Origin of the sequence: Helicovermis profundi, from assembly GCF_033097505.1 — a bacterium.
Taxonomy (GTDB): Bacteria; Bacillota; Clostridia; order Peptostreptococcales; family Acidaminobacteraceae; genus Helicovermis; species Helicovermis profundi.
In genome coordinates this window covers 2,567,639-2,594,059 of sequence record NZ_AP028654.1, presented here as the reverse complement: position 1 = coordinate 2,594,059, position 26,421 = coordinate 2,567,639, and the positions used below count along the sequence as shown (strand labels likewise).

The window sequence follows — 26,421 nt, the reverse complement described above, 5'->3', positions numbered from 1 at the left end:
TATTTTGAAAATAAGTAGTTATTTGTATTTTGGAGGTTTATTATGAAAGTTGATAAAAAAGATAATTTTTTGGAATTAGTGCCTAAACGAAAAAAAAATCAAGAATTTATAGTGTCGAGTGATGGCTTAGTAAAAATAATTATCCCTAGAGATGGCATAGTGGATAGGTTTGTTCGCTTTTTTATAAAAACGCCAAAAAAAATGGAAATCGAATTAGATGAAATAGGTAGTACTGTTTGGATTGCAGTAGATGGAAAGAATAGCATTGGTGATGTTGGCAATATATTGTTAGATAAATTTGGTGATAAAATAGAGCCTTTACATAAAAGACTTGCTGAATATATTGTGATACTAAGAAACAATAAATTTATTTATTTGGAGAAAATATAATGTTTGGTATAATATTACGAATATTAGCTTTAGCGTTTACAATTGCACTTGTAGGTGCGTGGGGTATTATAAAAGATCAAAATAAAAATAGTGAACTGCTAAATGTAATTTACAATAAAGTTGAAAAAAAGATAATAAAACTCCTTAAAAAGAATGGTAAAATGTCTTTTAAAGAGCTAAAATATGAAATAGATGGAGTAAAAGGATCTTTATTTTGGTCAAAGAAAAAAATCAAAGTTACAGATTCAAAAGTTTTTACTAAAGCAGTATTAGATAAACTGCTAAAAGAGAATCTTATTGTAAAAGAATCAAAAGGGAAAAATGAATATTATAATTTAAGGAGTGTTAATAATGTCTAATGTTTTAAAAGGTTTAATGCCAGAAAAAGTATTTCAATTTTTTGAAGAACTAACTCAGATTCCAAGAGGGTCTGGAAATGAAAAAGGTGTGAGTGATTATTTAGTTAAATTTGCAAAAGATAGAAATCTTGAAGTTATTCAAGATGATATTTTAAATGTTATTATAAAAAAGCCTGCATCTAAGGGATATGAAAAAGCTCCTAGTGTCATCCTTCAAGGACATTGTGACATTGTTTGCGCAAAAGAGGAAGGCTTAAAATTTGATTTTGAGAAAGATCCAATTGATATTTATGTAGATGGAGATGTAATAAGAACAAAAGGAACAACACTTGGAGCAGATAATGGAATTGCTGTTGCAATGTCAATGGCAATATTAGATTCTAAAGATATGATGCACCCTGAAATAACAGCTCTTGTTACAATATCAGAAGAAACAGGAATGGATGGAGTATTAGGTCTTGAAAAAGGACTTGTTAAAGGTGATGTTCTTATTAATATAGATTCAGAAGAAGAAGGCACTGCACTTTCATCTTGTGCAGGTGGTGTTGATAATATTGTTAAAACTCCTATAATATGGAACAATGATATTAGCGAAAATACTGAAACTTTGGAAATTTCTATAAGAGGTTTGCTTGGTGGACATTCTGGTATGGAGATTAATAAAAATAGAGCTAATGCTATTAAATTAATGGGAAGACTTCTCGAGGAAATGAAAAAAGATATTAAGCTTAATATTAGCGATATTAATGGTGGAGAAAAAATGAACGCAATTGCTAAGTTTGCAATCGCTAAAATTGTAATGGACAAAAAAGACTCTGAAGACGCTATTGTTATTTTAGAAAAATTTGAAAAAATCATTAATAACGAATTTAAAACTTCAGATCCAAATATAAAAGTTGAAGGTAAAAAGATTACGAGTGTTAGCAAATATATGAATGATAGTACTACAAAAAATATAATCGACGTTTTAAGGTTAATACCTTTTGGAATACAAACTATGAGCGCTGATATAGAGGGCTTAGTAGAAAGTTCTCTTAATATAGGAGTACTAACTACTGATGAAAATGAAGTGATTTTTAATTCGGCTGTAAGAAGTTCAGTTAGATCGCTTAAAGAAGAAATTAATTCAAGAATTCAAATTATTGCTGATTTAACAAATTCTAAAATGGAACTTCATGCAAATTACCCAGAGTGGGAATTTAAACCTGTTTCAGATATTAGAGAGAAAATGAAATCAGTTTACAAAGATATGTATGGAAAATCACTTAAAATCGATGCAATTCATGCAGGTCTTGAGTGTGGATTATTAAAAGAAAAAGTTGGAGATATTGATATGATATCAATTGGACCTAATATTTATGATGTTCATACTCCAAATGAACATTTAAGTATTTCTTCAACAAGAAGAGTGTATGAATTTTTATGTGAAGTATTAAAAAGAATGAAGTAAGTTTTATATAAAAGTAAATAAAGCAGTGCATTTGTTAAACCTTGTTTAACTCACCCTGGGCTTTTAGCCCTATGAAAATTTATATAAAGGTAAATAAAGCAGTGCATTCGTTAAACTTCGTTTAACTCACCCTGGGCTTTTAGCCCTATGAAAATTTATATAAAGGTAAATAAAGCAGTGCATTCGTTAAACTTCGTTTAACTTACCTTGGGCTTTTAGCCCTATGAAAATTTATATAAAGGTAAATAAAGCAGTGCATTTGTTAAACTTCGTTTAACTTACCTTGGGCTTTTAGCCCTATGAAAATTTATATAAAAGTAAATAAAGCAGTGCATTCGTTAAACTTCGTTTAACTTACCTTGGGCTTTTAGCCCTATGATAATTTATATAAAGGTAAATAAAGCAGTGCATTCGTTAAACTTCGTTTAACTTACCTTGGGCTTTTAGCCCTATGAAAATTTATATAAAAGTAAATAAAGCAGTGCATTCGTTAAACTTCGTTTAACTCATCGCGGGCTTTTAGCCCTATGATAAAACAAAAAAGACCTAAAAATCAAGCAAGCTTGTTTTTAGGTCTTTTTTTGTTTTATCGCACAGCTTCTTTTTTTCGCGCACTTTACAAATCTTGAATACTGATATAAAATGACGCTAGAATATAACAGTACTTTGATATCTTATTAATATAAATGGAGAAAAAAATGGAAGTTTATTTGGATAATGCAGCAACAACAAAACCTAATAAAGAAATAAAAGATATAGTCAATAATTCTTTTGATGAATTGTATGCAAACCCTTCTTCTCTTCATACACTCGGAGTTAGAGTTGAGAGGGAAATCAAAGAGGTAAAAAAAATTATTTTGAAAGATCTTAGCAGTAGTGATGGGAAAATGATTTTTACTTCAGGTGGAACTGAATCAAATAACCTTGCAATTAAAGGGGCTGTAAATGCATATAAAAGACTTGGGAAACATATAATAACAACAGAATTTGAACATAAATCTATATTAAACACAGTAGGAAGTTTAGAAGACGAGGGTTTTAAAGTCACTTATATTAAACCTAATAGTAATGGGTTGATTGAACTTAATGATATAATTAGTGCAATTCAAAAGGATACTATTTTAGTAAGCATAATGTTTGTAAATAATGAAATTGGTACGCTTCAACCAATTAAAGAAATTGGAAAATATTTATCTACTTTAAAAAACAAACCTATTTTTCATGTTGACGGTGTACAGGCATTTATGAAAATGAAAATAAACGTAGAAGAATTAAACATTGATCTTTTTTCATTTAGCGCGCATAAAATTCACGCACTTAAAGGACTTGGTGGTTTATATGTGAAAAAGGGAATAAGAATTAAGCCTCTTATGTTTGGAGGTCAGCAGGAAAATTCCTTAAGGCCGGGAACCGAAAACACTATAGGAATTTTTGCTCTTAAAAACGCGGTATTAGATTTTATAAAAAATAGAGAAAATTATTATAACAATGTTAAAGAATTAAAGAGAGCATTTGTTAATAGTATTACTAGTGAACTTTCTGATGTGTATATTAACGGTGACTTTTCAAAGGCTAGTCCATATATTGTTAATATTGCCTTTGTTGGTGTTAAGGGTGAAGTGTTACTCCATTATCTTGAGATGAAAAAAATATATGTATCTACTGGATCAGCTTGTAATTCTAAGACGAAAAGTTTTTCATATGTATTACATGCTATTAATGTTCCTGACAAACTTAAAGAAGGATCAATCAGATTTAGTTTTTCGAAATTTACTACAAAAAATGAAATTAAATATGCTTTAGATGAAATTATATTTCGTGTAAATGAATATAGAAGTATGATGAAAAATGGAAAAAAATAATAATATGTTGTTTGATATAACAATTTGATACAAGAAGAAGGGAGAAGCAAAATGTACAATTTAATCATGGTAAGGTACTCAGAAATTGCGTTAAAAGGGAAAAATAGATCATTTTTTGAAAAAATATTAATTTCTAATATTAAACATTCTTTAAAAGGGCTTGAAAATTATAGAGTGCTAAAAGAACATGGTAGAGTTTATGTAGAATTTGAACCGAAAGATTATGAAGAAGTAATTGTGAGAGTGAAGAAAATATTTGGAATCGTTTCACTTTCTCCCGTTGTTAGAGTAGCTAATGATATGGATGAAATATATAAAGTTTCACTTATACAGGCTAAAAAAGTTTTAGAAAATAATAAATATAAAACTTTTAAGATTGAAGCTAGAAGAGGAAATAAATCATTTGAATACAAATCTCCGGAAATTGCACGTATGGTTGGAGGTTATATACTTAGTAACATTGATGAGTTAAATGTTGATGTCCATAATCCTGATTTTTCTGTTAATGTTGAAGTGAGAAATTCAACTTATGTATTTACAGAAAAAATTGATTGTTTTGGTGGAATGCCATATAGATCAGCTGGAAAAGCTATGCTTTTATTGAGCGGGGGAATTGATTCTCCTGTAGCTGGATTTCTTATGGGTAAACGTGGACTAGAAATTGAAGCGGTTCACTATCATTCTTATCCGTTTACAAGTGAAAGAGCCAAAGAAAAAGTAATGGATTTAGCTAAAATACTTTCAAAATATTTTGGAAGACTTAGAATACATTCTATAAATATACTTGAGATACAAAAACAAATAAATGAAAATTGTCCATCTGAAGAAATGACTATTCTTTCAAGAGTATTCATGATGAAACTTGCTGAGAAGCTAGCAGAAAAAAATAGTTGCAAGGCTCTAGTAACCGGGGAAAGTTTAGGACAAGTTGCATCTCAAACAATAGAAGGACTAAATGTTACGAATTCATCTGTGAAATTGCCTGTATTTAGACCTCTGATAGCAATGGATAAAATTGAGATAATAAGAGTAGCGGAAAACATAGGTAGCTTTGAAACATCAATTTTGCCTTTTGAAGATTGTTGTACAGTATTTTTACCTGATAGGGTAGTTACAAAGCCGAAATTAGAAAAAATTGAAAGAAGTTTAAGTTTACTGGATGTAGAAAAACTAATTGACGATGCTTTAGAAAACATTGAAACTCAGATTTTTCATCCTGAAGATTTATAATATACTAACTAATAAAACCCTCAGAAAATAAAATTTCTGAGGGCTTTTTTAATTTAATTTCCACTTGTATTCGTATTAGACGAATTTGAGGAAGGTGTAGTATTTTCCGTTGAAGGTTTATTAGTATTGATTGTTCCTTTTAAACTATCTAAGTTTGGATAGTACTTTAAATCATAGGGAAGAATTACACTTCCATCAGGCATTGACATACTACTATCTAACATAATGATTGTGTCAATAGGTACTAAAACCTTTTCTCTAGAAGTTTTTTCAACATAAAAAGGTACTAGAACTTTATATGTTTTATCAGGCAGCTGAACAATATAATGAATATTTGAAGTTGAAGAGTTATTGATATTGTTTATATCAATTAATTCTCCTTGATGTAAATCACAAAACTCAGTAGGTAAATCATACTCAGAATCTCTAAGCAGTATTGGATTACCATCTTTATCTAAAAATTCATTAGGATCATAAGGCTCTGGTCTTTTTATAAATACTTTTTCTTCAACTAATGTAGTCGGACAGTATTCAGTAGCGAGTTTACCACTAGAAACATCAATTGCAGCTTTTACGTGGACGTCATCAGTTTCAGTTGGAACAGTTCCTTTTATAAATATTTCCTTTTTTACAGTACCCCTTGGATCTAAATATGATAATTCAGAAGGAAGTTTACCAGACTTTGTATCTACGGTAGCATATACGATACCATTTGGTTTTACAAAATCCTTATCAGGTAAATCTGTGTGTATTTCTTTCATAACCTGTGACCAGAATTTTGCAGCGATATGACTACCTTCATTTAATGGCATATTCCAGTCATTACCAAACCATATTGAGGCAACATAGTATGGAGTGTAACCGACAAACCAAGCATCTAATTTATTTGAAGTTGTTCCTGTTTTTCCAGCTACTGGAATTCCTTTATTGTTAGTTCTTATTTGTGCACCCGTAGAAAGAGCATGATCAACACCAGTTCTCATCATATCTTGAACAATATATGCAGATTTCTCATCTACTACTAATGTTTTTTTAGAATTAGTTTGTAGTATGACTTCATTGTTATTATTTAACACTTTTGTATAGGTTATTGTTTTATTTAAGACACCTTTATTAGCAAGCGCACCATAAGCCTGTGCCATCTCAAGTGGAGATATACCTTGTGTCATTCCTCCAAGTGCAACTGAAGAAAGATTATAATCGTTATATCTTCCGCTTTCAACTAAGCTTGTGATTCCAAGTTTTTTTAAATAAGAAATCGAAGTTTCGACTCCAATCATATTAGCAAGTTTTACAGAAATTACATTATTTGACCATTCAATGCCTTCTCTAAGAGTTAAAAGTCCCCAGTATTTGAATCCAGTATGAGAATGTTCATACCAGTTCAAAGGCCATCTTACTTCAGGATCGGATCCTAAAAATGTTGGTCTATCATCAATTACAGTAGAAGAAGTGTAATTTTTAGAGTCAATAGCAGGTAAATATACGCCAATAGGTTTAATTGATGAACCGGGTTGTCTTGGCTTAATTGCTCTATTGTAAATCATTGAACCTTCAACATTTCTACCACCAACTATAGCTTTTAGTTCTCCACTGTGGTAGTCGATAATAACCATAGAAGATTGTGGTTGTATAACGCCTTTGGTTGTAATAACATAATTATCGCTATTTACAAGAAGATTTCCATTCGTGTCTTTATTAAAAAAATTAGGATTATCATTAAAAAGTTTTTTATTAATAACCAAATTTTTATTATTGTCAAAACTTTTATAACTTGATTTAATTAATAAATCTTTTCCTTGATAAGTGTATAAATCAATAATGTTATAAGTTCCGTTTGAATTTTTAGTATTGGCTTTATTATCTTTATCATATTTGTAAGTTGTTTTAAGTACAGCTTGAATGTTTATAAGTTTTCCATCTTGTTTTTTAGGATAAAAATACAATCTTTTATTTTTAAATAAAACAAGATTTCCATTTTCATCATATTTGTAATCAGACGAAGGAATAATAAATTGATTTTTACTATTCACAAAATTATCGTATTTATATAGAAGTATAGTACCTTCTTTAGTGATAATATTTTTTTGTTTATTAAATCTAACTGTTACTTTTGGAATATTGTCATTATAATTCATTAAACCGAGGCTATCTAGTGCCTTTTTTAAAATAATAACATCATCGTGTTCGAGTCCTTTTCTATAAGTTTTAAGAGAGAAGTCTTCTTTTTTAACTAAGCCTAGGTCAATTAATTTTTGTATAGTGCCTGAGCCTGCAATACCATCAGATTTAAGTCCATTTCTAGACTGAAAATTCTTAACGGCGGTTACTGTAGATGCACCATAATATGCTGTAAGGTTTTTATTAGAGTAGGCACTTTCTAAAGTTTTTTGCATATCAAAATCGATAGTAGAATATATTTTTAAACCTTTAGTATATAGCATATGTTGAGCTTCTTGGCGTGTATAATTATATTTAACCATTAAATCTTTTAAAACGTTATTCTTAACCATATCAGAAAAATATGATGAAATTTCATTGTTAGTTGTTGAACCAAAATGAAGTACTGTTTTTAGATCAGTTTGTTTGGCTTTTTCATATTCACTTTTAGATATATGGCCATTATTATACATAATGCTAATAACGGTTTTAAATCTCTTTTCGCATCCCGGATTATAAATAACGCTGTAAAGATCACTTGAATCGTCTATAATATAATCACTACTTTCTACATTCGCTTTTTTGACGGTTCTCATAGGCGAATAATCTAGTGGATTAGCAGGAATTCCAGCTAAAATAGCAGATTCAATTAAATCTAAATCCTTTGCATCTTTATTGAAATATTTATGTGCTGCTGCTTCAACACCGTTAGTTCCACTTCCTAAATAAATTGTATTAAGGTAGGCTTCAATAATTTGCTCTTTTGTTAGATAATTTTCAAGTTGCATTGCGTAATAAGCTTCTTTAATTTTTCTTTCAATACTTCTAACAGATTTAATTTCCGCAAGATATAAATTTCTTGCTAATTGTTGTGAAATAGTTGAAGTACCTTTAATTGATTTTCCTCTAAAAACACTATCCCGAATGGCCCCCATAAGTCTAATATAGTTAAAACCATTATGTTCCCAAAAAGTTTTATCCTCTACAGCAATGTAAGCGTTAATTGTATTTTTACTAATATCATCATATTTTATAATTGTTCTAAGCCCACTATTTTGAATAGTTTCAAGAACTTTACCATTACTATCAAGTATAACTGAATTTTCACCTAATAAATCGTTTATTTTAGATGGATCAATTTGGGGAATATCTTTTAAGACGTTTTTAACATAAAAATAAGTAACACCGCTTCCGACTATTCCTCCAACGATAATTAATATTATAAAAATTTTAAAAAAAGTTAATAATGAAAACTTTTTTTTCTTTTTTCTTTTTTTTCTTTTTTTAGTAGTATTTGTTTCTTTACTTCCTGTACTCATAAAAACCTCCCTTTAAAGCTTCAAAAGTATTATATCATACAAAGAAAGGTATGTTAATTTGCTTTTGAATGATATAATTAATTTGTAATATTTTAAATAAGTATTAAAATGTAGTTGGAAATAATGAAAAATTATCGAAAAGAGGTCATATGATAATAAACGAAAAAAATGAGATTGTTGATAAAATAATTGAACGTGCAGTTCTTGTTGGATTTAACAATGATAAAGGCCATATAGATATTAAATATTCAATGCTTGAACTAAAAGAGCTTGCTCTTGCAGCAGGATGTCAAGTAAGTGATTCAATAATTCAAAACAAGAAAACAATTGATGCAGTTTTTTATATCGGAAAAGGTAAAATTGATGAAGTTAAAGCATTGGTAGAAATGCACGACGCGAATTTAGTAATCTTCAATGATGAGCTCTCAGGAGCTCAACAAAGAAACATTGAAAATGTGGTGGAAGCTAGGGTAATAGATAGAACTGTACTTATATTAGATATATTTGCCAAAAGAGCAAAATCTAAAGTGAGCAAGTTACAAGTTGAATTAGCGCAACTTCGTTATAGGCTACCAAGGCTTAAAGGTTCGAGAAGCAATTTGTCAAAAACAGGTGCTGGAATAGGAACTAGAGGTCCTGGTGAACAAAAACTTGAAATTGATAAACGTAGAATAAATGAAAGAGTAACAGATATAAGAAAATCATTAGAAGAAGCTAGACTGGTAAGAAATCTCCAAAGAGTAAAAAGAAGTAAGAATGAAATACCAATAGTTGCAATTGTAGGATATACGAATGCAGGTAAATCTACACTTATGAATAAGTTAATAGCGGACACAAATGTTGAGGATACAGATAAACATGTATTTGTAAAAGACATGTTGTTTGCAACTTTAGATACATTTCATAGAAAAATAACACTTGGGGACAATAAAGATGTTATTATTGTTGATACGGTTGGATTTGTTTCTAAACTTCCCCATTCTTTAGTAGAGGCTTTTAAAGCAACACTTGAAGAAGTTACTGAAGCTGATTTATTGCTTCATGTAGTGGATTCAACTAACTTAGATTATAATAATCAAATTAAAATAACTGAATCGGTATTAAATGAGCTTAATGTTAGAGATAAAAAAACAATTTTTGTTTATAATAAATCGGATTTATTAAATGAAGAAATTGATTTAATAAATGAAAATGATATATTAATTTCAGCAGTTAAGGGTGATGGAATAGATGAATTAAAAGAAAAAATAAAGAAAATTGTTTTTGATGACTTAAAGATAGTAAAAATGTTATTACCTTTTAATAAAGGATATATATATTCAGAGTTATGTTCAATTGCGAATGTAATATCTACTGAATATATTGAAGAGGGAACTTTAGTAGAAGTTGAAGTTTCGGATAAGGAATACAATAAGTATAAGGAATTTATACTTTAGATAGTGTTAAAACATGCTTAGTAAATATAAAAAAGTGAAGGTATTTATGTATTTATATAAAACTATTAAGAAATTTTCTTCAGCAGAAGAAGTAGTTAATAAATCTAGATTTATAGGGTATTCAAAACCAGTTAAAACAATTGAAGAAGCTACAGAGTTTATTGAAGAAATAAAAAAGAAACATAAAGATGCAACACATAATGTTCCGGTGTATTTGCTAGGAGAAAAAATGGATGTGCAAAAATATAGTGATGATGGAGAGCCGAGTGGAACTGCAGGTGTTCCAATACTTTCTATGTTAAAAAACGAGAAAATTACAAATGTTGTAGTTGTTGTAACAAGATATTTTGGTGGAATTAAACTTGGAACGGGTGGTTTAGTGAGATCGTATACTAATATTGCTAAAAAATCACTTGAAAACGCTGGAATTATTGAAGTAGATGAGTTTATTAGAATTGCTATTGAGATAGAATATACACTTCATGGGAAGTTACTTAATTATATTAATAATGAGGATTCAGTTATTATTGAAAATACAATTTATACTGATAAAGTGAAAATGATATTATTAATAAGTAAAAACGAGTATGAAAAAGTGAATAATACTATTATTGATTTGACGAATTCAGATGTTTCTTTTGGAAAAAAAGAAATAATTAATGCATCTATTAGAAAAAATGAAGTAATTACTAATTATTAATATCTACTGATTTTAGAAGGAGGCAATATGCAAAATACTATTAATGAAATGCTTGATAAAAAAGTGTGGGCAGTAGTTGGAGCTACAAAAAATGAGGCTAAATTTGCTTATAAGATTTATAAAAAATTGCTTAGTAAAGGTTATACAGTTTACCCAGTTAATCCAGTATATGACGAAATAGAAGGAAATATATGCTATGGTTCTTTAGAAGAACTTCCAGAGAAACCAGATTGTATAAATGTTGTTGTGTCTCCTAAAAGAGCTATAAAGCCTATTGAAGATGCGTATAAACTTGGAATTGAGTATATATGGTTTCAACCTGGTGCATTTGATGATGAAACAATTAAACTTGCAAATGAAAAAAATTTAAAATCAGTCTATCATAAATGTGTACTTGTTGAACTCGGCTAGAAATCATACTAGAATAATTTGTCGAATAATTGCAAATTAAAAATAATATGAACTAAAATTTTTAATTATAGTTTAAAATAAAAATAAAGGAAGAACGAATATGAATAACTTAACTATTGAAGAAAAAATTGAAAAAACAGTGGAGTGGATTAGAAAAAAGGTAAATGAATCAGGAACCAAAGGCATATTAGTTGGACTTTCAGGTGGAATTGATTCAAGTGTGGTTGCATTTTTATTAAAGAAAGCTTTTCCGGAGAATTCACTTGGTGTGATTCTTCCGTGTAAGAGTAATGATATAGATAAAGAAGATGCACTTAAAGTTGCAAAGAAAGCAAATATCAAATTTACAGAAGTTGATTTAACTGAAGTTCATAGTATGCTATACGGAGGAATAAGAGAATCTTTAAAAGATTTAGATACTGTAAATCATAGACTAAGCGATGCAAATTTGAGAGCAAGACTTAGAATGAGCACACTTTATGGCATTGCAAATAATTTAGGATATTTAGTGGCTGGAACAGATAATGCTGCAGAAGTTTATACAGGTTATTTCACGAAATACGGCGATGGTGGAGTTGATATTATACCAATTGCAAATATAACAAAAAGAGAAGTTTATGAGTGGGCAAAAGTACTAGGAGTTCCTGAAAGTGTAATCGTTAGACCACCATCAGCAGGTCTTTGGGAAGGTCAAACTGATGAAAAAGAAATGGGAACTACTTATGATATGATTGATGATTTAATTGAAGGAAAAATTATACCAGAGGAAGATAGAAAAATCATTGAGTCGCTTCATAATAGAAGCAATCACAAACGTGAAATGCCACCTAAACCACCGATTTTTTAAATAGAAAAATTATATTGACATTTTGTAAAAATATATTATATTTATAACGTGTTTATTTTTATCCTTATAGTGTAGTTTATATGGATAGTTTGTTAAACGTATAATATTTTAATTGATTATTATACGTTTATTTTTATAGGACGATTTAAAGGGAGATGAAATTATGGAACTTTGGTACACAGAGGAACACACAGAAAACGCACGATTTTCAATAAAAGTAGATAAACATTTATTTAGTGAACAAAGTGATTTTCAAAGAGTAGATGTTTTTGAGTCATATGAATTTGGTAAAATGCTTACGCTTGATGGACTGATGATGGTTAATGAAAAAGATGAATTTGTTTACCATGATATGATAGTACATGTTCCGCTAGCTTCAAACCCTAATATTAAAAATGTACTTGTTATTGGTGGGGGAGACGGTGGAACTGTTAGAGAACTTGTGAGATATAATAGAATTGAACATATAGATATGGTTGAAATTGATAAAATGGTAGTAGATGTAAGCCTTAAATACCTTCCAATTACAAGTTCAGCTTTAAGTGATAAAAGAGTAGATTTACATTATAAGGATGGAATTGAATTTATTAAAACAAAAGAAAATGAATATGATTTGATATTAGTTGATTCAACAGATCCAATTGGTCCAGGAGAAGGACTATTTACAACAGAATTTTATAATAATTGCTATAAAGCTCTAACAGAGGACGGAATACTAGTGAATCAAAGTGAAAGTCCATATTATGATAGAGACATTAGAGAATTTAAAAGGTCATACAAAAAAATTCATAGTACTTTTCCAGTTTCAAAAATATATCAATTCCATATGCCTACATATCCATCAGGACATTGGCTATTTGGATTTGCATCAAAAGGAATTGACCCAGTAGAAAATGAAAAAATAAATGAATGGAACAAACTTGGTTTAAAAACAAAATACTACAATACAGATATTCATAGAGGAGCCTTTATGCTTCCAAATTTTGTTAAGGATATGATGAATGAAAATGAATAAGAATATATCGACATATATGGGTTTTGAAGATGAATACGAAGAATCTTCTCTAGTAATATTTGGTGCTCCATTTGATGGAACAACTTCTTTTAGACCAGGCACAAGATTTGGTCCTATGTATGCGCGCCAAGAATTTTATGGACTTGAAACTTATAGTCCATATCTTGATTTGGATTTAGAAGATTATTTATTATTTGATGGTGGAGATATAGAATTGCCATTTGGAAACACGGATGTAGCCTTGAATATGATATATGATTTTTCGAAAAAAATTGTATGTGACGGTAAAATACCTTTTATGGTTGGTGGTGAGCATCTTGTTACTTATCCTTCATTTAAGTCTGTTTTCGAAAAATATAATGATGTTGTTATTATTCATTTAGATGCACATGCGGATTTAAGAGAGGATTACTTAGGTCAAAAGTTTTCTCATGCATCAGTAATAAGAAGAGCATTTGATTTAATTGGGAAAAATAGAATTTATCAATTTGGAATACGTTCAGGTGAAAGAGAAGAATTTAATTTTGCAAAAGAAAATACGTATATGGAAAAATTTGAAGTTAATACAATAGACATGATAGTTAATAAAATTAAAAATACTCCAGTATACGTTACTATTGATCTTGATATACTAGATCCATCAATATTTCCAGGTACTGGTACAATCGAGCCGGGTGGAATTACATTTAAAGAAATGATGAAAGCAATTAAGTCTATAAGTAGATTAAATATTGTTGGAGCAGATGTTGTTGAACTTTCTCCTCATTATGATTCTAGTGGAACGTCTACTGCAGTTGCTTGCAAAGTTATAAGAGAATTAGTACTTGCTGTAGTTAGTAAAAAGTAGAGGTGGAAAGGTGAAAGATCAAAACGTGACGCCCTTATTTGATGCTTTAAAGGATTATCACAGTAAAAAAGTAATACCATTTGATGTTCCTGGTCATAAACATGGAAGAGGGTTAAAAGAATATGGAGATTTCCTAGGAAATAAAGTCCTTGAAGTTGATGTTAATTCAATGAAATGTTTAGATATATTGTCTAATCCAGTTAGTGTTATTAAAGAAGCGGAAGAACTTTTAGCAGAACTTTACGGAGCAAAGCATAGTTTTTTCTTGGTAAACGGTTCATCTGCTGGAGTTCAAGGAATGATTATGAGTGTTTGTAAACCAGGTGATAAAATAATTTTGCCTAGAAATGCACATAAATCTGCAGTGAATGGAATAATAATGTCAGGTGCTATTCCTATTTATATTACTCCGGAATATAATAAAGATTTAGGTATATCATTTGGAATTACAATAGAAAGTGTTAAAAAAACAATTGCCGAAAATAGAGATGCAAAAGCTATATTTGTGATTAATCCTACTTATTTTGGTGCGAGTTCTAATTTAAAAGAAATTATTAATATTGCTCACTCAAGCAATATGAGCGTTTTAGTTGATGAAGCACATGGATCGCATTTAATGTTCCATGACGATTTACCTGAAAGTGCCATAAAGCTTGGAGCTGATATGTCGGCGATAAGTCTTCATAAAACAGGTGGATCTTTAACACAAAGTTCAGCGCTTTTAATGAATTCTTCAATAATTGATTCTAAGTATGTTAGGAAAATACTAAATTTATATCAAACTACTAGTGCTTCATATTTGCTTATGACAAGTATTGATATAGCTAGAAAAAACTTAGCACTTCGTGGAAATGAAATAATGCAAAAAGTGTTAGAGCTTTCAAGATATGCAAGAAATGAATTAAATAAAATTGAAGGTGTTTACGCATTTGGAAAAGAATTAGAAAATACAAAAGGTGTATATAAATTTGATGAAACAAAATTAGTAATCAATGTAGCAGATTTAGGATTAACGGGTTTTAGAGTATATGATATTCTAAGGGATGAATTTAATATTCAAATGGAACTAGGCGATGCTCATAATACACTTGCTATTATTAGTATAGGAGATGAAAAAGATCAAATCGATGCCTTAATAAATGCAATGAAAGATATTTCTAAAAAATATATGAAAGAAGCTATAAAAAAAGTTGATATGCCTATTCCAAGCGCTTTAAAGTTAGCTCTTTCTCCAAGAGATGCTTTTTATGCAGAAAAAGAATCAATTAATCTTAGTGATTCTATAGGTAGAATAAGCGGAGAATCAATTATGGCATATCCACCAGGTATACCAGTTTTTACCCCAGGAGAAGTAATTGATGAAAGAGTAATTAAATATATAGATTTTCTTAAAAAACAAGATACGGTAATAACTGATTTAGAAGACCAGACCTTTAAAACAATAAAAGTTATAAAAGAATAATAATTAATAAAACTAATTTATAAGAGTAAAGAGTAGCTAATAAGCCACTTTTTACTCTTTACTACTTTAAACTGCTGTGATAGAATTATGAAGGACTAAAAATAACTTTGTATTATTTTATATATTGATAGGAGTGTAATATGGGTAGAATAGGTACAATTATAAAGAAAAAAGGTAAAATGGATGCAAAAAAAGCTAAGATTTTTACTAAAATGGGTAAGTATATTAGTGTAGCTGCAAGAGAAGGCGGATCGGATCCAGATTATAATGCAGCATTAAAAGGAGCAATAGAAAAAGCAAAAGCGGCAAATATGCCAAACGATAATATAGATAGAGCGGTAAAAAAAGGCGCAGGCGAACTTGGAAATGTAATATATGAAGAGTTTACTTATGAAGGATATGGACCAGGTGGTATTGCAGTATTAGTTGAAATCTTAACAGAAAATAAAAATAGAACAGCGGCAGATGTTAGGAGTTATTTTACAAAATGTAATGGAAATTTAGGATCAAACGGTTGTGTTTCTTTTATGTTTGATCATAAAGGTATTTTATTAGTTGATAAAAAAGATGAAATAGATGAAGAAGAGTTTGAAATGCAAGTAATAGAAGCTGGAGCTGAAGATTTTTCATCTGAAGAAGATTACTATGAAATAATTACAGATATTGGTGATTTTGCAGCAGTAAGAGATGAGTTAAAAGAAGCGGGATATGAATTTTCTATGGCGGAATTGAGATATTTACCTCAAACAATGACTAAACTTTCTGAAGCAAGTGATATAGGTAAAATGGAAAAATTAATTGATCTTCTTGAAGATTGTGATGATGTTCAGAACGTTTTTCATAACTGGGAAGAGGAGTAGGAATATAATAAAATAAAATATATTATAAAAAAATCGCTAGTATATGCTAGCGATTTTTTTTATTCTAAAATAACAATTAAAGACTATATATCCATAATAAGAATTGATTGATAATTATAGTTTAAGTATACATAATTGTAAAATTAAAATGTTACAGTAAAATAATGTTATATAATTTTTTTGCATTGTATAAAGTAAACATATTAACGAACTTGTGTATTTTTCAGCAAAAATACCTATTCTTTACATAAAAAATAATTTAAAACGTTTAATGTATAATACGTATTGTATAAAATATACAATACGTATTATATTTGTTATATATAAATCATAGTAAGAATTGTCTGATTATTTCAAAAACTATAACAATATAACAAATGGATTATTATGGCATAATGATATTCTAAAATGTATAGATAGACTAGAGGCTTAAAAAAAATAAGTCATCGGTTAAAATTATATTGGGAGGAAAAAAATGGGGAAGGTAAGAAAGAGTTTAGCAGTTATTTTAAGTGTGGTTTTAATGATTAGCGCACTAGGTCAGGTAAAGCCTGTATTTGCAGATAGTGGAGTTAGCTATGCAGATGATTTGTTTATTTCTGAATATGTAGAAGGCGGGGGATATAATAAGGCTATTGAAATCTACAATGGAACAGGAAAAGACGTAGATTTAAGTGGGTATAGTTATCAGTATTTATATAATGGTGGTGCTGAAAAGGGAAAGATTAAATTAGATGAAGGAGATAAAAAAATACTGCATCATGGCGAAGTATTAATACTTGCAAATTCGAATGCTGGTACAGATCAGATTATTAAAAGTAAAGCGGATTATTTGAGTAGTTATATTTCTTTTAATGGAAATGATCCTGTAATATTAAAAAAAGGTGATACTATTATTGACTATTTTGGTATAACAGATGGAAGTAATTTTGCTAAAGATAGTACATTTGTTAGACTTCCTAATATAAGTAAAGGAAATCCTAAGGAGAGTAATCCTAAAGATAACGGCGAATGGGAGGTATTAGCTAAAGATACTTTATCAAATTTAGGCACTCACACAGTTTCATATGGTTCGACAAAAGTTTTAGGAGTAAAATCAAATGTGAAAAATGGCAGTGAAGTAAAAAAAGGAACGAATATTAATTTAACGACGACTACGTCTGGTGCTGCTATTAAGATTTCTAATTATACTTCAGATTCATATGGAGATTATGTTGATTATGTAAATCCAATTGTAGTAAATTCAAATATGAAATTTAAAGCAAAAGCAGTAATGACAGGATTTAGTGATAGCGATGTTACTGAATATAGTTACACAGTTTTTTCTGGCCAAACATTAACTATCGCCAAAGCCAGAGAAATAACTAAAGGTGATAATGTATCTACTGAGGGTATTGTAACGTACAAAGACTCTAAATATTTATACTTTCAAGACGAAACTGCAGGACTTGCAGTAAAGTTAAATGGATTAGATACTGATGCCAAAATAGGAGATAAAATTAAAGTTTTTGGAAAAAAATCTGATGCATATGGATTTGATTTAATTGAAATTGAAGATCCAAGTTATATAGAAATAGTAGGAAGCGGTAGTGCTACTCCAGTTGATATAACAAATACAACAATAACAAAAGATACGGGTAACACTTATGAAGGAAGATTAGTAAAATTAAAAAATGTAGAAATATCAGCAGTTAATAAATATGGTGAATTTGACGTTGTGTCTGGTGATGCATCATTTAAAATAAAACCTCAAAGTAAAGAATTTTTGGAAGTAGGTACTAGCTATGAGTCAATTGAGGGTGTTATTAATCTAGCATATGGTAAATATGCGTTAATACCTAGAGATGAAAAAGATATAGTGAAAGATTCAAGTAAAGTTAGAAATATTAAAGTTTCTGTTAATTCAGGAGGTATTGCTCCAGGTACTAAAGTTGAGCTTTTAACTCTTACTGAAGGAGCAGATATATACTATACACTAGATGGTAGTGAACCCAATAAAGCTTCTTTAAAATATGTAATGCCAATTGAGATAAAAAAGAATTTAACTTTAAAAGCTCTAGCAATAAAGAGTGGATTAACAAATAGTGATATTGTAACTAGAAATTATATGGTTCAAGACAACGTTGGAACTCTTAAAATATTTGAAATTCAAGGAAAATCACAAAAAAGTCCTTATCTAGAAAAAGCAGTTACAGATGTAGATGGAATAGTTACTGCAAAACTTAATTATAAATTTGATAGTTATGGAAGTGCAATAAAAGGCTTCTATATACAAGATAAATCTGGAGATAAGGATAGTGATACATCAGATGGGATTCTTGTTTTAAGTAATAATACAACTGTTGAAGTAGGCGATGAAGTTTTAGTAACTGGAATTGTAAAAGAATTCTTAAAGAAAATGGACTTTTATGCATATGATCAAAATAATCAGTTAACAGTAACTGCAATTGAAGAGAGTAATGTAAAAGTTAAATCAAAAGGGAACACGCTTCCTAGTCCAGTTATTCTAGGCGAAAATGGAAGAAAAGTTCCGCATGACAAAATATCTAGCGATAATTTTAGTGAATATGATCCTTCTAAATATGCAATTGATTTTTATGAATCATTAGAAGGTATGAGAATAAAAATAGAAAACGCATTGGTAACAGGACCATATATTAATAGAGTTATTTCGGTTCTTCCAGATAACGGAAAAGTTGCAAAAGATGATGGAGACTTAAACAAATATGGAGCAGCTGTTTTAAGTGAACATGATCATAATACTGAAATTGTAATACTTAATGGAGCAATCGAATCAATTGGTAATTTAAGCAAAATTAAAACAGGAGCAAAACTTACTGTAGATCCAGAAGGTATTATGGACTATGAATGGGGAAATTATCAAATGTATGTTACAAACAAACTTGAAGCTACTGCAAGTACTTATAAAGATGATGTAAATACTCTTGATATGAATAATGATAAAGTTCTTACAATAGGATCATACAATATTTATAATCATGGTGGAGATGATCCTCAGTCAAAAACTGATGGACTGGCAGTTCAAATTGTAAATCAAATGAAAAATCCTGATATTCTAGGTTTAGTTGAGGTTCAAGATAATGATGGAAAGAAAGATACTTCAGTTACAGATGCAAGTGAGGTTTATAAAAGTATTATAGCAGCAGTAAAAGCAAAAGGCGGAGTTGATTATAATTATGTTGACATTGCTCCAGTAGATGATGCTGAAGGTGGAGAACCTGGTGGAAATATAAGAGTTGGATTTTTATATAATCCTTCTAAAGTAACATTAAAAGAAGGAAGTAAAGGTGGATCAACAGAAGCTGTTGATGTAGATAATAATGGAGAATTAACATTAAACCCTGGAAGAATTGATCCAACAGCAGAAGCGTTTGTTGGAACAAGAAAATCTTTAGTAAGCGAATTTGTTTTTAGAGGTGAAACAGTTTATGTAATTGCAAATCACTTAAAATCAAAAGGCGGAGATAATTCACCTTATGGAAATGTACAGCAACCAGTGTTACATTCTGAAGCTAAGAGAGTTGAGCAAGCACAAATTGTAAATAATTTTATTGATAAAATCAAAGCAAAAAACAAAGATGCAAAAATAGTAGTATTAGGTGATTTTAATGAGTTTCAATTTTCTAATCCAATTAAAACCTTGATGGGAAGTGGAGAAGATAAGGTTATTACAGATATGATTAATCAACTTCCTTTAAATGAAAGATTTACTTATTCACATGCAGGAAATGCTCAGGTACTTGATCATATACTAGTTTCTAATAATATATTAAAAAATACAAAAGTAGATATAATCAATATGAATTCAGTCTTAAGTAAAGGTGTTAGAAATAGTGATCATGACTCTGTGGTTGTATCGATTGATAATATTGGTTTATCTGACCAAATAACTAATGTTAGAGCAACTAATACAGGTGAAGTTGAAATAGGAAGTTTAACTACATTAAGTACATTAACAAATGGTGCTAAAATTTATTATTCAGTTGATAAAGATCTAGATTTAGAAAATTTATCAAATAATATTCTGTATACCGGTCCAGTAAAAATTACTAAAGATATGACTATTAAAGCTATAGCCGTAAAAGGGGATAAGAAAAGCCTAGTTTCAACTTTTACTTATAAAATAAAAGTAAATGAAGAAATAATATCTTTAGCAAAAGCTAGGGAAAAAGAAACTGGTACAGATGTAATTGTAGAAGTGATGGTTACATCAAAACCTGGAATGGTAGGAAGCAAATCTATTTATGTAGAAGATAGTAGTGCTGGATCATTTATTTATACTAAAGTTCTTGATGAGAAAATTACTAAAGGAACAAAGTTAAAAATACATGCTAAAACAAATGTTTATAACAATATATTCCAACTAAATATAAGTAATGTAGAAATTTTAAGTCAAGGTAATTTAATAGAGCCTAAACTGATTAATGTAGCTGAATTAAATGAATCCGTTGAGGGTCAGTTTGTGAAACTTAAAAATGTTACTATCAAAGAAATAACTACAGATAGTTATAAAAATTCATATGTTAAATTTATGCTAGGTGATAAAGAAATTAGTTCGAAAATTGATGCTAGAAGTGGTGATGATTTTGATAAAATTTCAACTGAATTTAAAGTTGGAGATAAGTTTGATTATATAGTGGGCTATGTAGATGGATATAAAAATATTTACAAATTAAATATGGAAGGCCTTAGTGGATTTGTAAAAAAAGCAATTGAAGAAGGAAGCGTAACAATTAGTAGAGTAAAAACTATGGATTTATCATTTAATGAAAAAAATGAATTCAAAAAAGGTGATTTTATTAATGTTTATGTTGAGACAAAAAACACAACAAAAAAAGAAGTTAAAGGTACAATTATAGTAAAAATTACAAAAAATAATAAAACTTCTAGATTAGGATTTTTATCGAATTTTGATGCATTGAGCGGGAAAAGTGGTATTGGATTTGATACAAATAATTTAGAAAAAGGAAAATATAAAGCGACAGTTTATTACTGGGATTCGCTTGAAGGAATGTTACCACTTGCAGATTCAAATGCAGCAGAATTCAAAATAAGGTAGGTATAATATGAAAAAAATTGTGCAATTAACTCTCATATTATTACTAATTACTGCTGGTATAAGTTTTGCAGATTCTAGTGGCTTTAATGTTAATTTAGAGAGTAATATAGTAAATAATTCTTTTGTAAAAGGTAATATTGTAAGTGAAAAAAATACATTTGTAGTAACATACAAATGTATAAGTGAAGATGGCAATAAATTAATAACTCTTGGAGAAATAAAATCAAATAATTTTACTATTGAGTTAATGGATAATTTGGAATCTGGTAAATACAAAATAATATTTTCAGAAAATGGAAATAAAATTGAAAAATCTTTTTCATATGTTAAAAATCCAACTAATAACGTTAAAGCTAAATTTAATCAAAAAGAGTTTTATATTTTTGATACTGTTAAACTAAGTGGAAGTATCGAGTCGCCCCTATCTGAATATGTTACTTTGAAAGTAACTAATAAAGAAGGAACAAGAATAGTTACTGTAAGCCAAATTAAGCTACTTGGAAATAAATTTGACTTCAACTTAGGAAAATTTGGTATTAGTGATATTGGAAAATATAAGATTACGTTAAAAAATGGTAGCCTTATAAAAAATTATGAATTTGAAGTTAAGAAATATAAAGAGGCGAATCATAAGAAAAAGAAGAAAAATACTACTGTTGTTGTAAATGATGATATCATTCCATCAGAAGCGATTAATATGGATATTAGCCTACCAGGCGCTATCAAAAGCATATTAGAAGATTCTATGAAATCTTTTTTAAAAAAAATTATGAATTCAAAAGAAAAAACTGCTGGAATTAGAAAAATTAATAAAAGTATTAACGATGAACTAAAAAAATTAGATTTTAAAAATGGATCAAGTATAGTTGATAAACAGACAAATCTTGTTAGAACCATGATGTTTTCAGCAAATGTTGATATATCTGATGCTAAGATTATGGTAAAAGATTTGATAACTACTAATGTAAAAACTTTATTTAGTAAATCTGAATTTGATAAAAAAGATAAAAAAGTGAATACAAGAAAGGTTAGCAAATCATTATCAAGGTTAATAGAAAAACTTATTGAAAAATCGGGTAGAATTGCTTTAACAGATAATATGGCTTTAGTAAGCGACAAAAATGAAAAATACAAAAACAAAAAGTCATATAAAATTGATAAAAATCTATTAACTGATTCAATAAAAAATATACTAGAAACAAAAAAAGAAATGTTAAAAACTTTAAGTGATTCTAATTTAAATGATATGATTCTACATGATCAATATGTTAATATTTCTCTGCCAAAGTCAAACGATTCAGAAGCCCTATCTCTTGAACTTGATCCTAATGCAATTCAAGATTTAAGAGATAACAAACTTGGAATTACTGTAAAATCAAAAGATGTGAGTTTTATGATTCCATCAAGTTTAATGGGTAATTTTAGTAATAGTATTAAACTTCAAAGCAGTAATGTTTCAAGTGAAAAAAGAAAAGTATTAAACAAAAAAACTAATAATGGATTAGTAAAAGAGCTTAAAACATTAGATTTATCAGCAGAAACTAATGGAGAAAAAATAAAAAATAAAGTTAAGTTATCTTTCTCATTAGATACTTTAGAAGATGTTGATCTGAATAAACTAATGGTTGGAGTATTTGAAAATGGTAAATGGACTAAACTTAGCTATGAAGTTGTAGATAATGAAGTCGAATTTATGGCTCCGCATTTTAGCGTATATTCACTAATGTCATTTGAAAACAATTTTGAAGATACTAGATCAAATTGGGCAGTGAATTATATAAATTCACTTACAGCTAAAGGTATTGTAAATGGGAAAAGCGATATGAGATTTGATCCAAATTCAAATATTACAAGAGCAGAATTTGCTAAAATTTTAGTTACTTATCTTGGACTTGATGATAAAATTACTACAAATTTTAAAGATGTAAAAAAAGATAAATGGTACTATGATATCACAGCACTTGCTGGAATGAACGGAATTTCTTACGGTTCATCAAAGGGCAATTTTTATCCAGAAGCAGATATTAATCGAAATGATATGGCAATGATGATTTCAAAGGCATATTATATTAAAAATGGTTATGAATTAACAGGAGAATCAAGTGTATTTGATGATGATTCACTTTTAAATGCTGAATCAAAAAAAGCAATTTATGCTTTAAGAGCAAATAACATTATAAGTGGTTACGAGGATAATACCTTTAGACCTAATGATACTGCTACAAGAGCAGAAGCAGTTAAAATTATGTATGAATTTATAAAATACTAAGGAAAAATGTGTAGTATATCATAAAATTATTACTAGAAATTACAGATAAAAAGCAATCCGTAAAAGGATTGCTTTTTATCTGTAAATAATTTTATTCTAAAATAACTATAGAGTTATAAATATGAATTTGGTATATTAAGTATAGGATAAAATTTAGTGATTGATTTAGTAATAAATTTTGGAGGATATTAAATGGGGATATATAACAGAAATGATGGAACATATATAAAAGAATTACCAACATATATTAAGGCATTTCCATTTATTATGAGAAGAAGACTTGATGCCTCTATTTATTTTAGTCAGAAAATTGATTTAACAAATACTATAGAATTTTCGGAAAAAAATAATATTAAGATTTTTCATATCTTCCTCGCTGCTTTAACTAAAATAGGATTTGAAAAAGAAAATATGAATAGATTTGTTGTTGGAAAAAGAATATATAAAAGAAATGAATTTAAAATTGCTTTTGTGGCAAAACGTAAATTAGATGAAGAATCTGAAGAACTAAGTTTAAAAGTTGAATTTGATAAAAAAGACAATATTTATGATGTGGAAAAAAAAGTTAAGAATAAAGTTAATATCGTAAAAAAAGGTGATTCATTTAACGCAGATAAGTCATTAGATATACTTATAAAGTTGCCTAAACTTATAACGACATTTATTTTTTTTATTGTAAGAAAAATAGATGAACTTGGTTTTTTAACAAAAAAATTTATTGATGATAATCCTCTTTTTGTTAGTGTATTTGTAACTAATGTTGGTAGTATAGGACTAGATGCTCCTTTTCATCATATGTTTGAATTTGGAACTACTTCAATTTTTGCATCCCTTGGTAAAATACATAAAGATTATATAATTGATGAAAATGAAAATATAAGGATAGCGGATGTTGTTAACGTTAATTTTACTATTGACGAAAGAATCGTGGATGGTATATATATGGCTAAATCGTTAGAATTATTTAAAAAATATATGGAAAATCCTTCTTTATTGGAGTAATTATGATAATAGAAAAAAGTATATATCAAGTTATTAAAGAGAGTACAATTAAAAATAAAAATAAAATTGCATATGATTTTTTAGGATATTCTAAAACCTATCAAGATTTTTTTAAGGATATTAATGAACTAGCAGCATTTTTAAATAAAATAGGAGTAAGAAAAGGTGATATAATATCAATTTACTTACCTAATATGCCTATTTCAATTACATTATATTATGCTATAAATAAGATTGGAGCAATATCAAATTTTATTCATCCAAATATGCCTATAAATGAAAACAGTGAAATTCTGTTAAAAATGCAACCTAAAATAATATTTATTCTGGATAGCATGTATGAAAAAATTAATGAACTTAAAAATAATAAAATAAAAACAAAGCTAATTTTAGTAAAAATTAGTGATTTTTTACCAATTAAATATAAGTATTATTATAAAATTAAAGAATTGTATTATAGATTTAGAATAAATTTAGATAATAATACTTTTTATTATTTGACTAATAAAAGTAAAAAAAATGATATGGAAAATAAAGATATAAAAAATAATATTGAATTTTGTGAAACTGCAACAATATTATTTACTGGTGGGACTACAGGTAATACAAAAGGAGTGCGTCTTTCAAGTAAAAATATGAATGCTGCTGCTTTTCAAACGAGTAAATATAAAATTAACTCAAATCAGCAAGATAAAGTTCTTGGTATTTTACCAATATTTCATGGCTATGGGCTTGTAAATTGCATTCATACTACTTTTTTTGTTGGAGATACATTGATTTTACTTCCATATTATAAAGATAAATTATTTAAAAAAACATTATTAAAAGTCAAACCAAATTACATATTAGGAATTCCCAAATTGTATGCAAAGATATATGATTTACTAAAAGACATCGATGTAGATTTAAGTTTTTTTAGAGGATTATACTGCGGAGGATCAAAATTAAATGATAACTTACTTGATAAATTTAATGAAATGCTTAAGGAAAAGAATTCATCAATTTTACTTAGAGAAGGTTATGGACTTTCAGAATGCGTAGGTGCATGCACTTTAATGCCAAGTGATGAGAGCAAAAGAGGTAGTGTAGGAATTGCATATGTAGGCGTAGATATAGTGATTGTTGATAGAATTAGTAAAAAAGAATTAAGAGCAAATGAAGTGGGAGAGATATGCATTTCTTCTGATACAGTTATGCTTGGATATTTTGGTGAAAAAAATACTAATATTGAGGTTGAAAAAAATCTTAGATGGCTTTATAGTGGTGATATTGGATATATAGATAGTCAAGGATATATTTATTTTGTTGATAGGGTAAAAAGGATGATTAAAATATTGGCACATGAAGTTTTTCCAGCAAAAATTGAAAAATGTATAAACTCAATAGACGGAGTTTTTGATTCATGTGTTATTAGTGCAGAAAAAAATGATATATCATATTTAAAAGCATTTGTTGTTTTAGATAAATATAATGCTAAGAATGTGACTAAAGAATTGATTCTGAACAATTTAAGTAAAAATCTTTCAAGGTGGAGTGTTCCTAGAGAAATTGAGTTTGTTAGTAGTATTGACCAAACTTTGCTTAAAAAAAATGACTATTTAAGTATGAGTAAAAAAAATAAATAAATAAATTGTTATGAGCGGAACATTAAAAGTTTAAATTTTCATTAAAAAAGGTTTCAATTTTAAGAAATTAATTTTAAAATTGAAACCTTTAATAAAT

At 28.4% G+C, this 26,421-nt stretch carries 18 protein-coding genes; 17 read left to right on the top strand and 1 reads right to left on the bottom strand.

Annotated elements, in window-relative coordinates:
• The first annotated feature begins 42 nt into the window (after window positions 1–42).
• From AACH12_RS11710 to thiI, 5 genes are all read left to right on the top strand, one after another.
• The gene (locus tag AACH12_RS11710) at window positions 43–390 is read left to right on the top strand and encodes a PqqD family protein (protein ID WP_338535592.1); all 348 of its coding nucleotides are present in this window, start codon (window positions 43–45) and stop codon (window positions 388–390) included.
• On the top strand, window positions 390–749 hold the full coding sequence (locus AACH12_RS11705; RefSeq protein WP_338535591.1) for a hypothetical protein: 360 nt from the start codon (window positions 390–392) through the stop codon (window positions 747–749). Before AACH12_RS11710 ends, AACH12_RS11705 begins: the two co-directional genes overlap by 1 nt.
• Window positions 742–2,199 (top strand): aminoacyl-histidine dipeptidase, encoded by a 1,458-nt coding sequence (locus tag AACH12_RS11700; protein ID WP_338535590.1) that lies wholly within the window; start codon window positions 742–744, stop codon window positions 2,197–2,199. Before AACH12_RS11705 ends, AACH12_RS11700 begins: the two co-directional genes overlap by 8 nt.
• 686 nt (window positions 2,200–2,885) lie before the next feature.
• Entirely contained in the window at window positions 2,886–4,061 is a 1,176-nt protein-coding gene (locus AACH12_RS11695) for a cysteine desulfurase family protein (RefSeq protein WP_338535589.1), read from the top strand.
• A gap of 51 nt (window positions 4,062–4,112) precedes the next feature.
• Window positions 4,113–5,291: a tRNA uracil 4-sulfurtransferase ThiI gene (thiI, locus tag AACH12_RS11690; RefSeq protein ID WP_338535588.1), complete on the top strand. Its 1,179-nt coding sequence runs from the start codon at window positions 4,113–4,115 to the stop codon at window positions 5,289–5,291.
• A 53-nt stretch (window positions 5,292–5,344) separates the two neighbouring features.
• Here thiI and AACH12_RS11685 read toward each other — a convergent pair whose 3' ends face one another.
• The gene (locus AACH12_RS11685; protein ID WP_338535587.1) at window positions 5,345–8,770 is read right to left on the bottom strand and encodes a transglycosylase domain-containing protein; all 3,426 of its coding nucleotides are present in this window, start codon (window positions 8,768–8,770) and stop codon (window positions 5,345–5,347) included.
• A gap of 149 nt (window positions 8,771–8,919) precedes the next feature.
• Between AACH12_RS11685 and hflX the strand changes: the two genes are divergently transcribed.
• The 12 genes from hflX (at window position 8,920) to AACH12_RS11625 (ending at window position 26,324) form a co-directional block, all read left to right on the top strand.
• The gene (hflX, locus tag AACH12_RS11680) at window positions 8,920–10,206 is read left to right on the top strand and encodes a GTPase HflX (protein ID WP_338535586.1); all 1,287 of its coding nucleotides are present in this window, start codon (window positions 8,920–8,922) and stop codon (window positions 10,204–10,206) included.
• Between the two features lie 46 nt (window positions 10,207–10,252).
• The gene (locus AACH12_RS11675; RefSeq protein ID WP_338535585.1) at window positions 10,253–10,906 is read left to right on the top strand and encodes a YigZ family protein; all 654 of its coding nucleotides are present in this window, start codon (window positions 10,253–10,255) and stop codon (window positions 10,904–10,906) included.
• Between the two features lie 27 nt (window positions 10,907–10,933).
• The gene (locus AACH12_RS11670; RefSeq protein WP_338535584.1) at window positions 10,934–11,317 is read left to right on the top strand and encodes a CoA-binding protein; all 384 of its coding nucleotides are present in this window, start codon (window positions 10,934–10,936) and stop codon (window positions 11,315–11,317) included.
• A gap of 100 nt (window positions 11,318–11,417) precedes the next feature.
• The gene (gene nadE / locus AACH12_RS11665; RefSeq protein ID WP_463670991.1) at window positions 11,418–12,164 is read left to right on the top strand and encodes an NAD(+) synthase; all 747 of its coding nucleotides are present in this window, start codon (window positions 11,418–11,420) and stop codon (window positions 12,162–12,164) included.
• 163 nt (window positions 12,165–12,327) lie between these two features.
• Window positions 12,328–13,179 carry a polyamine aminopropyltransferase gene (gene speE, locus AACH12_RS11660; protein WP_338535583.1) on the top strand — a complete coding sequence of 284 codons (852 nt, stop codon included), beginning with the start codon at window positions 12,328–12,330 and terminating at the stop codon, window positions 13,177–13,179.
• Window positions 13,166–14,026 (top strand): agmatinase, encoded by an 861-nt coding sequence (speB, locus tag AACH12_RS11655; RefSeq protein WP_338535582.1) that lies wholly within the window; start codon window positions 13,166–13,168, stop codon window positions 14,024–14,026. The genes speE and speB overlap by 14 nt, the downstream gene beginning before the upstream one ends.
• A gap of 10 nt (window positions 14,027–14,036) precedes the next feature.
• Complete coding sequence (locus AACH12_RS11650) at window positions 14,037–15,488, top strand: aminotransferase class I/II-fold pyridoxal phosphate-dependent enzyme (protein ID WP_338535581.1); 1,452 nt, start codon at window positions 14,037–14,039, stop codon at window positions 15,486–15,488.
• Window positions 15,489–15,628: 140 nt separating this feature from the next.
• Entirely contained in the window at window positions 15,629–16,348 is a 720-nt protein-coding gene (locus AACH12_RS11645) for a YebC/PmpR family DNA-binding transcriptional regulator (RefSeq protein ID WP_338535580.1), read from the top strand.
• Window positions 16,349–16,823: 475 nt separating this feature from the next.
• The gene (locus AACH12_RS11640; protein ID WP_338535579.1) at window positions 16,824–21,428 is read left to right on the top strand and encodes an FN3 associated domain-containing protein; all 4,605 of its coding nucleotides are present in this window, start codon (window positions 16,824–16,826) and stop codon (window positions 21,426–21,428) included.
• Between the two features lie 7 nt (window positions 21,429–21,435).
• Window positions 21,436–23,697: an S-layer homology domain-containing protein gene (locus AACH12_RS11635; protein ID WP_338535578.1), complete on the top strand. Its 2,262-nt coding sequence runs from the start codon at window positions 21,436–21,438 to the stop codon at window positions 23,695–23,697.
• Between the two features lie 192 nt (window positions 23,698–23,889).
• Window positions 23,890–24,699: a 2-oxo acid dehydrogenase subunit E2 gene (locus tag AACH12_RS11630; RefSeq protein ID WP_338535577.1), complete on the top strand. Its 810-nt coding sequence runs from the start codon at window positions 23,890–23,892 to the stop codon at window positions 24,697–24,699.
• 2 nt (window positions 24,700–24,701) lie between these two features.
• A complete protein-coding gene (locus AACH12_RS11625; protein WP_338535576.1) occupies window positions 24,702–26,324 on the top strand; it encodes a class I adenylate-forming enzyme family protein in 1,623 nt (540 codons plus the stop codon).
• The last annotated feature ends 97 nt before the right edge of the window (window positions 26,325–26,421 follow it).

Excerpts from the sequence above, each read along its gene's own strand:
- AACH12_RS11630 (WP_338535577.1), top strand. The coding sequence starts at position 23,890 with ATGGGGATATATAACAGAAATGATGGAACATATATAAAAGAATTACCA.
- hflX (WP_338535586.1), top strand. The coding sequence starts at position 8,920 with ATGATAATAAACGAAAAAAATGAGATTGTTGATAAAATAATTGAACGT.
- AACH12_RS11675 (WP_338535585.1), top strand. The coding sequence starts at position 10,253 with ATGTATTTATATAAAACTATTAAGAAATTTTCTTCAGCAGAAGAAGTA.
- speE (WP_338535583.1), top strand. The coding sequence starts at position 12,328 with ATGGAACTTTGGTACACAGAGGAACACACAGAAAACGCACGATTTTCA.
- AACH12_RS11645 (WP_338535580.1), top strand. The coding sequence starts at position 15,629 with ATGGGTAGAATAGGTACAATTATAAAGAAAAAAGGTAAAATGGATGCA.
- AACH12_RS11640 (WP_338535579.1), top strand. The coding sequence starts at position 16,824 with ATGGGGAAGGTAAGAAAGAGTTTAGCAGTTATTTTAAGTGTGGTTTTA.
- AACH12_RS11705 (WP_338535591.1), top strand. The coding sequence starts at position 390 with ATGTTTGGTATAATATTACGAATATTAGCTTTAGCGTTTACAATTGCA.
- AACH12_RS11700 (WP_338535590.1), top strand. The coding sequence starts at position 742 with ATGTCTAATGTTTTAAAAGGTTTAATGCCAGAAAAAGTATTTCAATTT.
- speB (WP_338535582.1), top strand. The coding sequence starts at position 13,166 with ATGAAAATGAATAAGAATATATCGACATATATGGGTTTTGAAGATGAA.
- AACH12_RS11635 (WP_338535578.1), top strand. The coding sequence starts at position 21,436 with ATGAAAAAAATTGTGCAATTAACTCTCATATTATTACTAATTACTGCT.
- AACH12_RS11695 (WP_338535589.1), top strand. The coding sequence starts at position 2,886 with ATGGAGAAAAAAATGGAAGTTTATTTGGATAATGCAGCAACAACAAAA.
- AACH12_RS11710 (WP_338535592.1), top strand. The coding sequence starts at position 43 with ATGAAAGTTGATAAAAAAGATAATTTTTTGGAATTAGTGCCTAAACGA.
- AACH12_RS11625 (WP_338535576.1), top strand. The coding sequence starts at position 24,702 with ATGATAATAGAAAAAAGTATATATCAAGTTATTAAAGAGAGTACAATT.
- nadE (WP_463670991.1), top strand. The coding sequence starts at position 11,418 with ATGAATAACTTAACTATTGAAGAAAAAATTGAAAAAACAGTGGAGTGG.
- thiI (WP_338535588.1), top strand. The coding sequence starts at position 4,113 with ATGTACAATTTAATCATGGTAAGGTACTCAGAAATTGCGTTAAAAGGG.
- AACH12_RS11670 (WP_338535584.1), top strand. The coding sequence starts at position 10,934 with ATGCAAAATACTATTAATGAAATGCTTGATAAAAAAGTGTGGGCAGTA.
- AACH12_RS11685 (WP_338535587.1), bottom strand. The coding sequence starts at position 8,770 with ATGAGTACAGGAAGTAAAGAAACAAATACTACTAAAAAAAGAAAAAAA.